Origin of the sequence: Dyella lutea, from assembly GCF_024158035.1 — a bacterium.
Classification (GTDB): Bacteria; Pseudomonadota; Gammaproteobacteria; order Xanthomonadales; family Rhodanobacteraceae; genus Dyella_A; species Dyella_A lutea.
This window is the reverse complement of sequence record NZ_JAMZEK010000003.1, coordinates 336,687-349,579: the sequence shown is the minus strand read 5'-3', so window position 1 is coordinate 349,579 and position 12,893 is coordinate 336,687. Positions and strand designations below refer to the sequence as shown.

The following is a 12,893-nucleotide window of genomic DNA, read 5'->3' as shown; positions in this document are numbered from 1 at the left end:
ATCCGCCATGAAGCCCATTCACCTCGCCGCCCTCGCAGTAGCCATCGCCTCCTGCGCCCTGGCCGCCGCACTGGTTGTCCGCGCAGACGGCATGGAAGCCGGGTCTGCTTCGCCCATCTACGGGGTCACCATTCCCAACGGCTATCGCAGCTGGGAGCTCATTGCGCCGGCGCAGGAGGCGCCGCCGCTGGACGAACTACGTGTCGTGCTCGGCAATCCGGTGGCGGTCCAGGCCTATCGCGATGGCACGCTGCCATTCCCCGATGGCGCGGTGCTGGCGAAGTTGGCGTGGAAGCACGTGCCGTCGCCTGAGTTCGAGCCGGCATCGATCCCAGGTGCTGCGACCACGGTGCAGTTCATGGTCAAGGACTCCAGGAAATACGCGGTCACCGGCGGCTGGGGCTTCGGCCGCTTCATCAACGGCAAGCCAGCCGACGAAGCACAGCATCGCACCTGCTTCGCCTGCCATCAGGCGCGGGTGAGAGACCACGACCGGGTGTTCACCCGCTGGGCTCCCTGACCCCGCGGGCTCCGCCCGCACCACTTTTTGCTGGAGGAAATGACATGTCACAGCGATGGCTCATCACCGGCTGTTCCCGCGGCCTCGGCCGTGCGCTCGCCGAGGCGGTGCTCGAGGCCGGCCACCGCCTGGTGGCCACGGCGCGCGATCCTTCGACGCTGAACGATCTTGTCCAACGTTACGGCGACGCGGTGCGCGTAGCCGCCCTGGATGTCACCGACGTGGTTGCTGCCGATCGAGCGATTGAGCTGGCCGTGCAGGTGTTCGGCGGCCTGGATGTGCTGGTCAATAACGCCGGCTACGGCAATGTCGATTCGGTGGAAGACACCCCGCTGGAGGATTTCCGACGGCAGATCGACACCAACCTGTTCGGCACGATCATCATGACCAAGGCGGCGATCCCCGTGATGCGCAACCAGCGCAGCGGACACATCATCCAGTTCTCGTCGGTAGGTGGTCGGATCGGTGCGCCCGGTCGGGCGCCGTATTCGGCGGCGAAGTGGGCCGTAGAGGGATTCTCCGAATCGCTGGCCCGGGAAATGGCGCTGATCGGCGTGCGCGTCAGCGTGATCGAGCCGGGTGGATTCCGCACCGATTTCGCGGGCAGCTCGACATCGTTGCGGGAGGGCCGCCCGGAGTACGACGCCGTGGTCGGCGCGACCGCGCGGGCGCAGCGCGCCTACGACGGTCGGCAGCCGGGCGATCCGCAGCGCGCGGGGCGAGCCATCGTCCGGTTGGCGTCGCTGCCCCAGCCGCCTTTCCGCCTGCCGTTGGGCAGTGATGCCCTGAAGATCATCGAGCAGGCCGATCGAGCCAAGCTGGCGGAGCTGGAGCAATGGCGCGAGCTCAGCGCCTCGACCGACTTTCCCATATCCCCGGACGCATGAGCGCTATCGCGCCCAGGGCGCCTTCCTGGCGCCCATCGACCTCAGGGCATCGCCGCACCAACCGCGACCGCCCCAGTGAGATCCAGAAACGAACATCACCCCCCAAAGGAGGATTTGCATGACCAGGCCGTTGGAAAAAGTGCTTTACACCGCGAAAACCCATACGACCGGCGGGCGCGATGGCGCCGGCGCGTCCAGCGATGGTGCGCTCGATGTGCGGCTGAGCCCGCCGGGTTCGGGTAAACCGGGCACGAACCCGGAGCAGTTGTTCGGCGTCGGATACTCGGCGTGCTTCATGGGCGCCATGCAGATCGTTGCGGCAGCGCAGAAGATCGCCCTGCCGCAGGGCATGGCTGTCGACGCCAGCGTATCGCTCGGACGCACGGAGAACGACACCGTTTATGGGCTCGCCGTCACGCTGGCCGTGTCCCTGCCCGGTCTCGACCGCACCCAGGCCCGGCTGATCGTCGATGGCGCGCATCAGGCATGCCCGTACTCGCATGCCACTCGCGGAAACATCGACGTTGTCATCGATCTGGTCTGAGGCGCGCCCTTTCGGCGCTCCGGCCAGTACGAGATTCCGCCTCACTCATTCCCTTGCCCACACAGGAAAACACCCATGAAACGTTCAACCAAGCGCCTCGGCAGCGCACTGGCTGGCGCGCTCGCGCTTGCCGTCATGGCGATGGGTTCGCCGCTGGTCGCCCACGCCGCCACCTCGACTTCGCACAAACCCACCGTGGTGCTCGTGCACGGCGCCTTCGCCGACTCCTCGAGCTGGAACGGCGTCATTCGGCATCTGCAGTCGGATGGTTACCGAGTGATCGCTGCACCGAACGAACTGCGCAGCGTCAAGGGCGATGCCGCCGAGGTCAACAGCCTGGTCCGGAGCATCTCCGGCCCGGTCGTGCTGGTAGGACATTCCTACGGCGGGCCGGTGATCAGCGAGGCCGCCACCGGCCTGCAGAACGTCAAAGCCCTGGTCTATGTGGCCGCCTTCGCACCGGACGTGGGCGAGAGTGCGGCGGAGCTTGCCGGGCGCTTCCCGGGAAGCACCTTGGGCCCCGCTCTGGCCCCTCCGGTGTCTCTGGCCGACGGCGGTAAGGATCTCTACATCGACCAGGACAAGTTTCGCGCACAGTTCGCTGCCGACGTGCCGGCCGCGCAGGCGAAGCTGATGGCTGTGAGCCAGCGTCCCATCACTGACGCTGCACTGCATGAGGCCAGCACCTCGGCGGCATGGAAAACCATCCCTTCGTGGTTCGTCTACGGCACCGCCGACCTCAACATCCCACCGGCCGCACAGGCCTTCATGGCCAAGCGGGCCCATGCCAAGGATGTGGAGGTCATCAAAGGCGCGTCCCATGTGGTGATGGTCTCCCATCCCGAGGCGGTGGCCCGGCTGATCGAAGCGGCGGCCGCGTCGCACTGAGCGAACGCTCCTTCTGCCTTGGGCACCGGGCGACTCCCCAACCTAACGCCGGCAGCGATGCCGGCGTTTTTCATTGTGATTACTAGCGCGAGGTCTCGCCACTTGCGCTTGCTCGCCTGGGGTGGGCGTGTGCAGAATTTTATGTCGCCGGGATTCGAGTTACAGCTGAGGGTGTCGTTCCTCGAACTGGATCGTAAAGCGGTTGAGCGCGGCCTTCCAATCACGGATCGGCAGCGTCCTTTTCTTGCTGATGTTGCGCAGGGCCAGATAGAACAGCTCCACCAGTGCCTCGTCGCTCGGGAAGGCCCCGCGGTGCTTGGTCAGTTTGCGCAGGCTCATGTTCACCGACTCGATGGCGTTGGTCGTGTAAATCACCTTGCGGATCTCTGGTGGCTAGTCGAAGAACGGGATCAGGCGCGGCCAGTTGCGTCGCCAGGACTGCCCGATCGGCAGGTATTCCTTGTCCCAGCGCGCCTCGAACTCGGCGAGCCGCTGCTCGGCCTCGTCGGCGGTGGCGCAGGTGTAGATGCGCTTGAGGTCGGCGGCCACCTCCGGCCGTCGCTTCCACGACACGTAGTTCAGGCCGTGCCGCACCATGTGCACGAGGCACAACTGCACCGTGGTGTGCGGGAATACGGTCTCGATCGCTTCGGGGAAACCCTTCAGGCCGTCGACGCAGGCGATGAAGATGTCCTGCACCCCGCGGTTGCGCAGCTCGGTCACCACCTGCAGCCAGAACTTGGCGCCCTCGGTCTGCGCCAGCCACAGCCCAAGGACCTCCTTCTCGCCGGCCATGATGATGCCAATGGCCAGGTCGACCACCTTCACCCGCACCGCGCCCTAGCGCACCTTCACATGGATGCAGTCCAGGTAGACGATCGGATCCACCGGATCGAGCGGCCGGCCTTGCCAGGCCTTCACCTCGTCGATCACTGCATCGGTCACCGAGGAGATCAGGCTCGGCGAGACCTCCGTGCCATACATCTCTTCCAGGTGCGCCTGGATCTCGCGCACCGTCATGCCGCGGGCGTAGAGCGACAGGATCTTGTCGTCGAAGCCGCTCCAGCGCGTCTGGTGTTTGGGGATCAGCTTCGGCTCGAAGCTGCCGTGCCGGTCGCGCGGGATCTCGATCGGCAGCTCGCCGAACTCGCCCTTGAGCGTCTTGCGGCTGCGGCCATTGCGGGTGTTGCCGGCCGGGTTGGCCACCGGCTCGTGCTTGTCGTGACCGACGTGCTCGGTCATCTCCGCATCCAGCGCCTTCTCGACCAGCAGCTTGGCCGGCTGCTTGAGCAGGCCGTTCTCGCCGATCAGGTCTTCGAGCTTCTTGTAGTTCGCCAACAAGCGGCTAAGCAGCTCGTCGGGCACCTCGTGGTTGCGTGGACTCATGGTCTCTCCGGGTCTGGCGGCAGTGTCCTGCCTGGGACCCGGTTACAAAAATCTAAGACACGCCCAGATGTGGCCCGGCAAGAGCCGTTAGCATGCGCGGCGTCCCCCTCTTCCTGCTCAGCTGAATTTGCATGCCGACCACGTCACTGCTCCTGCTCATCGCGAACTGGCATTGGCGGCGGCATGGTGCGCGATCTGCTGCTCGCCGATGTGCCGATGGTGCTGCGCGCCGACCTGTATGCGGTGGCCACCCTGAGCGGTGCGGTGGCGATGGTGATCGGCGCCTGGCTGGTATGGCCGGTGGTGCCGACGATCGCCGTGGCCGCCCTCGCCTGCTTCGTCCTGCGCATGCTCGCGGTCCGGCGAGGCTGGCGGGCGGCCGCCGCGCGGGGACTGAGCAGCACGAGCGTCACGTGGATGTGGCAGTGTCACCGCCCTGAACCGTTCCCTTCGGAAAGTATGTACGGATCCCCTGCATGAGCAAGCCGAGTTCGAGACCGCTGCAGATGCTCACCTACGTGCCCGGCTCCGCGAGTGCGGTGTCGATCGAGGTACAGGGGCTGTCCCAGAGCCGCCACATGAAGCGCATGGAGCCGCATGCGCACATGTTTTTCGAGCTGGTGCTGGTGAAGTCCGGGCGCGGCCGGCACGTGGTGGACGGGCTCGACCACGAGGCCGAGCCCGGCATGGTGTTCGTGCTGCCGCCGGGCTCGGTGCATGACATGCGCGCGATGGAGGACGTCGATGGCTGGTCCATCCTGTTCGAGGCGGATGGCATCGATGCCGGTCTCTCGCTGGGGCTGACGCCGATCGACGCGCTCCCGGGTGGCTTCATGTTCGACCTCTTCCGCCAGCCCGTGCTTCAGATGACGCGCCCCATTCGGCTCGATTCCATGGAACTGGCCTCGTTCGGGGCGCGGATCGAGCAGCTCAGCCGGGAGCTGGTTGCGCGACACCCGGGATACGAGCACGCGGCGCGCGCCACGCTCCAGCTGCTGCTGATCGATCTGACCCGGCTCGCCCCCTGGCTGCAGGGCCGGACGGGTACATCCACGGCTCCGACCGATCTCGTCTCGCGCGCATTCACCGACATCGACCAGCACTTTCGCGAGCCGTCCGCATTGACCCAGGCGGCCGCGCGGCTCGGCTACTCCGTGGGCCACCTCACCACGCGTCTTCGCCAGTTGACCGGCCGCACGTACGGGGAATGGGTCATCGAGCGTCGCATGATCGAATCGCGGCGACTGCTCAGCGCCACGGATCATGCCATCGGCGAGATCGCCGAGGCGCTTGGTTATGTCGAGGTGGAGTCGTTCATTCGCCGGTTCCGCGCCCGCCACGGAATCACGCCATCGGCATGGCGTGATGGCGCCCGCGCAGTCCATCCGCCGAAATCGTAACTGCGGACAGTTCCGCGCCAAGTACCGACCTGTCCACATCCTCGTGCCGCGACCACGATGGCTCCCGCACTCAACGCGGGAACCGTCCATGAAAAAGATTTGCGCGGTCTACTTCAGCGGCTATGGCCACACGGCGCGCCAGGCCGGCGCGGTGATCGAGGGACTGGCATCCGTGGCCGACGTCGATGCGTCAGGCATCGTCATCGACGCCGAAGGTCAGGTGCGCGACGAGGCGTGGGTGCAGCTTGCCGCCGCCGATGCGATCGTCTTCGGATGCCCGACCTACATGGGCAACGTCCCCTGGCAGTTCAAGCGCTTTGCCGATGCCAGCAGCAAGGCCTGGTTCGCACGCCACTGGCGGGACAAGTTCGCGGCGGGCTTCACCAACTCCGGATCGATGAACGGCGACAAGCACTCGACGCTGAACTACCTGTTCACCCTGTCGATGCAGCACGCGATGTTGTGGGTCGGTTCGGACCTGATGCCCGCCAACACACTCGCCGCGCAACGCGACGACGTCAACTACCTGGGGGCGTTTGCCGGCGCGATGGCGCAGTCCCCGGTGGATGCGCCGCTCGAGAACGCACCGGGCCCCGGCGACCTGCTTACCGCACGCCTGTTCGGCGAGCGCGTGGCCCGCATCGCCTCCCGCCTGACGCCGGCCTGACACCCGTCGGTCCGTGCCGTGTCGCACCGGATCCGTCCCCCGTGGTGCCACGTCGTCGGTGGCACCTCAACAAGGAGAGAAATGCATGCGCAAGCCACTGCACGTTGCAGCTGTCGCCCTGTTCGGCCTGATGGCCGCCACGGCCCAGGCGGCCGCCGTCAAGGGAAACGAGCTTCACCTCACCGTGTACAACCCGGGAGCGAAGTCGTTGTTCCCGGTGTCGTCGGAGATCGTGACCGGACCGCACCACGCCATCCTGATCGACGCGCAGTTCCAGCGCGATGACGCTGAAAAGCTGGTCGAAGCGATCCACGCCACCGGCAAGACGCTGACCACGATCTACGTCAGTCACAGCGATCCCGACTACTACTTCGGGCTCGGCGAGATCCACCAGGCGTTCCCGGCCGCGCGCATCGTCGCGACCGGACCCACAGTGCAGGCAATGTCGCACCTCATGGCGGGCAAGAAGGCCTACTGGGGCCCGATCCTCAAGGCCAACGCACCGGGGCAGATGATCCTGCCGCAGGTGCTGAAGGGGAACCGCCTCCAGGTCGACGGCCATCCGCTGCTCATCGAGGGACTCGACGGACCGACGCCAGAGCGCACTTTCGTGTGGATTCCCGAGTTGCGGACCGTGGTGGGCGGTTCGGTGGTGTTCAGCGGAACCCACGTGTGGGTTGCCGACACGCAGACACCGGCAGCGCGGGCGCACTGGCAGGACACGCTCGGACGCATCGAAAGCCTGCATCCGGTGCGGGTGGTGCCGGGCCACTACCTGGGTGAGGCCCCCGACGGCCTGCGCGCAGTCGACTTCACCGCCCGCTACCTCGAGGTGTTCAACGATCGTCTGGCCCGCGCCGCGGGCACCGCCGACCTGATCGAGTCGATGAAAAAGGCCTACCCCGACTTCGGCAGCACCGCGTCCTGGCTGGAACTGGGCGCCCATGTCGTGATGGGCGACACGCGCTGGCCGAAGTGATCCAGGTCGGACCCGCAGCATCCCCTTTCCACACCGAGGCATCCGGATGAACAAGCCGCTTTCGATCATCGCGCAGCTCGCCATGCTTGGCGCACTGGGCACCGCATCCACGCAGTCCGTGGCCGCCCCTGCCCGACCGGCGCATGCCGCCGTGGCAGCCACCACGCAGGGCGACAGCGTGGCTTCGCACATCGCCACCTTCGACGAGCTCGACTTCGACGTATTCACGCACCAGAAGTGGAACCGCCTGAAGGAGAGCCACGCGCCGGACATCGTCGTCCACTGGCCGGACGGCCACGTCACCCACGGCATCGAACAGCACATCAAGGATCTGCAGGCGATGTTCGTCTACGCGCCCGACACCCGCATCAGTGCCCATCCGATCAAGTTCGGCGAGGGGCCGTGGACCTCGGTCGTGGGCGTGCTCCAGGGCACATTCACCCGCCCTATGCCGATCGGCCACGGCAAGTTCATCCCGCCGACCGGTCGCGCCTTCAAGCTCGAAATGGTCACCATCGGGCACTGGAAGGGGGCGACCATGGACGAGGAATACCTGTTCTGGGACAACGCCACCTTCATGAAGCAGCTGGGGGTCGGCTCCTGAGTCGAGCGGCGGCCCGTTCCCGGCAGTCGCGGACTGCCGCTGGAGCCACAGCCGCCCGGCATCGATCGGGATGTGCGGCCCACGGAGCGACCTTTCCGCGAGCCGATGACGTCGGGAGCGGCACCATCCCGTGAACGGACGCACCACGGGATGCACGACCATGGCTTGTGCCGCGTCTTTGCTGACTCGCTGGTGGTGCGAGGACGGCATCGAGGAGCTCGGGGGACTGACCGCGGGTGAGCTCACCCGGCTGGGCAGATGCCGGCAGCTCCGCGCATTCCTCGTCGGCATCCTTCGCGGATCACGAGGATAGCCCTGCCGTTGCACCCGCAAGCGCGATGCGCTCCGGCCCTGGCTCCGGGCCACAGGGATCGCGCAGCGGCCACGCCTGACCGGATGGACCCGGCTGGCGCCGGTATCCTGCCCGGCGGGGTGGCCCCCGCCCCCGACTGGCCTCAACGACCGAAGATGATCTCTTCGCCCTCGTGGTCGCGGTCCCAGCCGCGCAGTTCGTCGCGGATGTGGGCGATGCGCTGGCGGCCCAGGGCGTTGCGCTCCTCGTCGAGCACGTGGCCGTCCAGCAGTTCGGCGATGCGCTGGGCGGTGGGCAGCATGGCGTCCCAGGCGTCCAGCGCGGGAATCGGCGCCGGCAGCGTCATGAAGAAGCTCAGACCGGGCGTGCGCAGCGATTCCAGTCGCCCCAGGTCGAAGTTGCCGGGCTTGAGCATGTTGGCCACGCTGAAGATCGGGCCGAGCTCGCGCTTGCCGTCAACCAGCCGGTGGTAGATGCCCATGTCGCCGAACTCGAGGCCGGCCTTCTCCGCCGCCACCACCAGGTCCGGTCCGTGGAACAGCTCACCCTCGCGGGCCACCACGAACAGCGTGACGATACGGTCCACCGGCATCTGCGGCGGCCGGCGTCCGAGATCGGAACGCGGCGTCTCCCGCGGGGCCGGCTCGGCTGCGGGCGGCGCCACCGGTGCAGGTGCCGGTGCGGCCGCCACCGTCGACTGCGGGGCCGGAGCCGGCCCATCGTTGCCGAACAGCGCGCCGGGCGAGCGCAGCGCATTGATGATCGATTCGGCCTGGCTGGACGGTCGCGGGGTGTTCCTGGCCTGCCCCGGCTCGCTCCCGCGCTCACCGGCGAGCGTGGCGCCGAGCTTCTCGAGCTCCTGACGCAGGCCCATGTCCAGCTCGCCCTGCTCCGGCTGTTCCGGCGGATCATGCTCCGGTGACTGCGCCACCCGATCGAGGGAACTGAAGAACGGATCGTCCGCCAGACTCGTGTGGCCCATGGTCGGCTCGCGACGTTCCTGGTGGCCCCCGGCGGCCGGCTCGGGAGCCGGTCGGCGCTTGCCCTGCTCCTTCTTCGGCTGGCCAAACAACCAGACCAGGCCGAGCACGATCACACCGGCGATCAGCAGCGGAATACCGACGTTGGCGTTCCAGGCCAGAGCGAGGGGAATCTCGAGCGTCATGGCGAATGTCCTTTAGGCGGCGCCGGCAAGTTTAGCCGCTTCGGCCAGGTCCACCTGCACCAGACGCGACACGCCGGGTTCGCGCATGGTCACGCCGCACAGCTGGGTGGCGGCTTCCATAGTGGCCTTGTTGTGGCTGATGAAGATGAACTGCACCTTCTCGCTCATCTCGCGCACCATCGCGGAGAAACGGCCGACGTTGGCCTCGTCCAGCGGTGCGTCCACCTCGTCGAGCAGGCAGAACGGCGCCGGGTTCAGGCCGAAGATGGAGAACACCAGCGACACCGCGGTCAGTGCCTTCTCGCCACCGGACAGCAGCGAGATGTTCGATACGCGCTTGCCGGGCGGGCGCGCCATGATCGCCACGCCGGTGCTGAGCAGGTCGTCGCCGGTCAGCTCCAGGTAGGCGTGACCGCCGCCGAACAGGCGCGGGAACAGCTCCTGCACGCCGGCGTTGACGCGATCGAAGGTCTCCTTGAAGCGCTGGCGCGTCTCGCGGTCGATCTTCTTGATCGCATCCTCCAGCGTTTCCATCGCACTGGTCAGGTCGTTGAGCTGGTTGTCCAGGTAGGTCTTGCGCTCGCTTTGCTCGGCGTGTTCCTGGATCGCGGCCAGGTTCACCGGCTCCAGCCGCACGATCTTCTGGCCGATGTCGGTGAGCTGGCGACGCCAGGCGTCGGCCTCGGCGTCCTCGGCCAGCTCGGCCAGCAGCGGCTCCAGTTCGAGACCAGAGGCCACGATGGCATCGGCCAGCTGCTGCGCACGCATCTGCAGCGCCTGGGCGGCAAGGCGCTTCTCCGAATGCTGCTCGCGCAGCGCGGCCAGCTCCTGCTCGTGCAACTGGCGCTGCTGTTCCAGCTTGCGCACTTCGATGTCGCAATCCTCCAGTGCGCGGCGCGCCTCGACCAACTGGCGGTCGACCAGCAGGCGCTGGTCGAGATAGGTCTGCCGCTCGGCTTCCAGTTCGGCGATCGGATCGGCGCCGGAAGCGAGCTGTTCGGCGATCTCGGTGCGGCGGGCCTCGACCGTGCGCAGTTGGGTGTCCAGGCGGGCCAGCGCCTGCTCCAGCGAGGCCAGCGAGGAGCGCTTGGACTCCATCGACAGCGCCAGCGCGTGCGCCTGGTCGGCCGCCTCGCGGGCGTTCATGCGGGCTTCCTCGCGGGCTTCCAGCAGCGCACGGCGTTCGTTTTCCAGTTCGCGGCGCTGGTCTTCCAGGTCGCCCATGTGGTTGACCGACTCGTCCAGCCGCGCACGGGCCTCGCGGGTTTGTCCCTGCAGCTCGTCGAGCTGCTCGATCAGGGTCGACAGCTCGCCGGCCACCTTTTCGGCGCGGGCGCGGGCGGTCTCGACCTTGCCGCGATGGCTCTGCAACTGGCCGGCCAGCTCGGACTGCCGACGGTGCGCGTTGTACAGCTCGCGCTGGGCGTCGTCGCGCCCGCGCTCGGCTTCGAACTTGGCGGTGCGCAGGTCTTCGAGCTGGCCGGTGGCCTCCTCGATGTGCGCCTCCAGCGTGGCGATCTGCCCGGTCAGCGTGCGGATGTCCCGCTCGCGCGCCAGCACGCCGACCTGGTTGCCCTGCGCCCGACGCACGCGCGCCCACCGCGGGGCCAGCCACTCGCCGGTGCGGGTGATCACCGACTGACCGGCACCGAGCGAAGCCACGCGGTTGCGGGCTTCCTCCAGCGTTTCGGCAATCTGCACATTGGCCAGCAGCTGCAGGGCCGCTGCCGGACCGCGTACGCGCGCCGCCAGCGTGCCCTCGGCGCCCTGCCCGCCGGCCTGCGCGGCCAGCAGCGCGATGTCGGCTTCGCCCAGGCTGGCGAAATCGTTGACCAGGGCCAGCGGATCGTCCACCAGCACGCCGTCGAGCAGGCCGGCCAGCACGGTTTCCACCGCCGATTCCCAGCCCGCGTCGACCTGCAGCGATTCGCCCAGACGACGCGCCTTGTCGAGCCCGAAGCCGGCCAGCCAGCCGCTGGCGGCCGATTCCTCCTGGCCCAGCGCTGCGTGCTGCAGCGCCTCCAGCGAGGACAGCCGGCCGCGCGCGGTCTGCAGTTGCTGGCGCGCCTCGTTCAGCGCCGACTGCACCTGGCGCTCCTCGTCGAGCACCTTCTCGTGCTGCGCCTTGTGCTGGTCGAGCATCTGGCCCAGCGTCTCGACCCGCTCGCGCTGGGTCTCGTGCTCGTTCTCCAGTTGCTCGGCGGCGGCGTCCAGCGCGGTGACGTCGGTGGCCTTCTGTTCGCTTTCCAGCGCTTCGCGGCGCCTGGCCAGGTCGACCGCCTGGCGGTCCAGATAATTGAGCTTGGTGCGCTCCACTTCCGCCGCGCGGCTGGACTCACCGGCGGTGCGGGTATAGGCGTCCCAGCGCTGCTGCCAGTCGGCCAGCTTGGATTCGGTGCTGCGCTGGGCCTCGGCGGTCTCGTCCTGCATCTGCTGCAGCGCTTCGAGCTTGGGCTCGCCCTCGGCCAGCGCCAGGCGCAGCGTCTCGACCTGCTCGCGGTCGGTGGCGATGTGCGAGGCCAGCTCGGCGTGCTCGCGCTCGGCCTCGCCCTGGGCGCGCTGCAGGCGCTCGGCGGTTTCCTTGTTGAAGCGGACCTGCTGCTCGACGCGGGCGATCTCGGCGCCGACCTTGTAGACCTCGGCCTGCACGCTGTTCAGGTGATCGCTGGCGGCGACGTGCCGCTCGCGCACGGTTTCCAGTTGCGCCTCGACGTGGCGCTGCTCGGCGAGCTTCTTCTCGATCGCGATCTCGGCGGCGGACAGCCCCTGCCCTTCGCCATCGTGCTGGCCCTTGAGCGCGCGGTATTCCAGCGCGCGCAGCTCGGCCTCCTTGCGGGTCTGCTCTTCCTTCAGCGCCTTCCAGCGCTCGGCGGCGCGGGCCTGGCGGTTGAGGTGCTCGAGCTGCTTGTCCACCTCGTCGCGCACGTCGCGCACGCGGTCGAGGTTCTCGCGGGTGGACTTGATGCGGCTCTCGGTTTCCTTGCGGCGCTCCTTGTACTTGGAGATGCCGGCGGCCTCTTCCAGGTGGGTGCGCAGGTCTTCCGGCGCGGCCTCCACGATCTGGCTGATCATGCCCTGCTCGATGATCGAGTAGCTGCGCGGACCCAGGCCGGTGCCGAGGAACAGGTCGGTGATGTCGCGGCGGCGGCAGCGCGCGCCGTTGAGGAAGTACGAGGACTGCCCGTCGCGGGTCACCTGGCGCTTGACCGAGATCTCCGCGTACTGGCCGTACTCGCCCTGCACCGAGCCGTCGGCGTTGTCGAAGATCAGCTCCACCGTGGCCTGACCCACCGGCTTGCGCGAGTTGGAGCCGGAGAAGATCACGTCGGTCAGCGAGTCGCCGCGCAGGCGGCTGGCGGCGCTCTCGCCCATCACCCAGCGGATCGCGTCGATGATGTTGGACTTGCCGCAACCGTTGGGACCGACCACGCCGGTCATGTTGGTGGGCAGGTGCAACGTGGTCGGATCGACGAACGACTTGAATCCGGCAAGTTTGATGGTGGTCAGGCGCATCGGCGGCTCGATATTCCTTAGAGAGCG

At 67.6% G+C, this 12,893-nt stretch carries 11 protein-coding genes and 1 pseudogene; 9 read left to right on the top strand and 3 right to left on the bottom strand.

Annotation, left to right across the window (positions count from 1 at the left end; translation table 11 throughout):
* The first annotated feature begins 7 nt into the window (after positions 1-7).
* The 4 genes from NC595_RS13855 (at position 8) to NC595_RS13840 (ending at position 2,839) form a co-directional block, all read left to right on the top strand.
* Complete coding sequence (locus NC595_RS13855; protein ID WP_253567373.1) at positions 8-520, top strand: cytochrome P460 family protein; 513 nt, start codon at positions 8-10, stop codon at positions 518-520.
* Positions 521-564: 44 nt separating this feature from the next.
* A complete protein-coding gene (locus NC595_RS13850) occupies positions 565-1,407 on the top strand; it encodes an oxidoreductase (RefSeq protein ID WP_253567371.1) in 843 nt (280 codons plus the stop codon).
* A gap of 118 nt (positions 1,408-1,525) precedes the next feature.
* A complete protein-coding gene (locus tag NC595_RS13845; RefSeq protein WP_253567369.1) occupies positions 1,526-1,951 on the top strand; it encodes an organic hydroperoxide resistance protein in 426 nt (141 codons plus the stop codon).
* A 75-nt stretch (positions 1,952-2,026) separates the two neighbouring features.
* Positions 2,027-2,839 (top strand): alpha/beta fold hydrolase, encoded by an 813-nt coding sequence (locus tag NC595_RS13840; RefSeq protein WP_253567368.1) that lies wholly within the window; start codon positions 2,027-2,029, stop codon positions 2,837-2,839.
* A 159-nt stretch (positions 2,840-2,998) separates the two neighbouring features.
* Here the strand turns inward: NC595_RS13840 and NC595_RS13835 are convergent.
* A pseudogene (locus tag NC595_RS13835) lies at positions 2,999-4,225 on the bottom strand (IS256 family transposase).
* Between NC595_RS13835 and NC595_RS20370 the strand changes: the two are divergent.
* The 5 genes from NC595_RS20370 to NC595_RS13810 all read left to right on the top strand — a co-directional run bounded on the left by NC595_RS20370 (position 4,208) and on the right by NC595_RS13810 (position 7,875).
* Positions 4,208-4,705, top strand: a complete 498-nt coding sequence (locus tag NC595_RS20370) for a trimeric intracellular cation channel family protein (protein WP_343214913.1) — start codon at positions 4,208-4,210, stop codon at positions 4,703-4,705. The pseudogene NC595_RS13835 and the gene NC595_RS20370 overlap by 18 nt on opposite strands.
* Before the next feature lie 26 nt (positions 4,706-4,731).
* Positions 4,732-5,625 carry a helix-turn-helix transcriptional regulator gene (locus NC595_RS13825; protein WP_253567364.1) on the top strand — a complete coding sequence of 298 codons (894 nt, stop codon included), beginning with the start codon at positions 4,732-4,734 and terminating at the stop codon, positions 5,623-5,625.
* Positions 5,626-5,713: 88 nt separating this feature from the next.
* Positions 5,714-6,292: a flavodoxin family protein gene (locus NC595_RS13820; RefSeq protein WP_253567362.1), complete on the top strand. Its 579-nt coding sequence runs from the start codon at positions 5,714-5,716 to the stop codon at positions 6,290-6,292.
* Positions 6,293-6,377: 85 nt separating this feature from the next.
* A complete protein-coding gene (locus NC595_RS13815; protein WP_253567360.1) occupies positions 6,378-7,271 on the top strand; it encodes an MBL fold metallo-hydrolase in 894 nt (297 codons plus the stop codon).
* A 46-nt stretch (positions 7,272-7,317) separates the two neighbouring features.
* On the top strand, positions 7,318-7,875 hold the full coding sequence (locus NC595_RS13810) for an ester cyclase (RefSeq protein ID WP_253567358.1): 558 nt from the start codon (positions 7,318-7,320) through the stop codon (positions 7,873-7,875).
* A gap of 455 nt (positions 7,876-8,330) precedes the next feature.
* On the opposite strand, the gene zipA is transcribed toward NC595_RS13810, so the two are convergent.
* A complete protein-coding gene (zipA, locus tag NC595_RS13805; protein ID WP_253567356.1) occupies positions 8,331-9,353 on the bottom strand; it encodes a cell division protein ZipA in 1,023 nt (340 codons plus the stop codon).
* A gap of 12 nt (positions 9,354-9,365) precedes the next feature.
* Positions 9,366-12,866, bottom strand: coding sequence for a chromosome segregation protein SMC (smc, locus tag NC595_RS13800; RefSeq protein ID WP_253567354.1), 3,501 nt, complete (start codon positions 12,864-12,866; stop codon positions 9,366-9,368).
* Positions 12,867-12,893 lie beyond the last annotated feature (27 nt).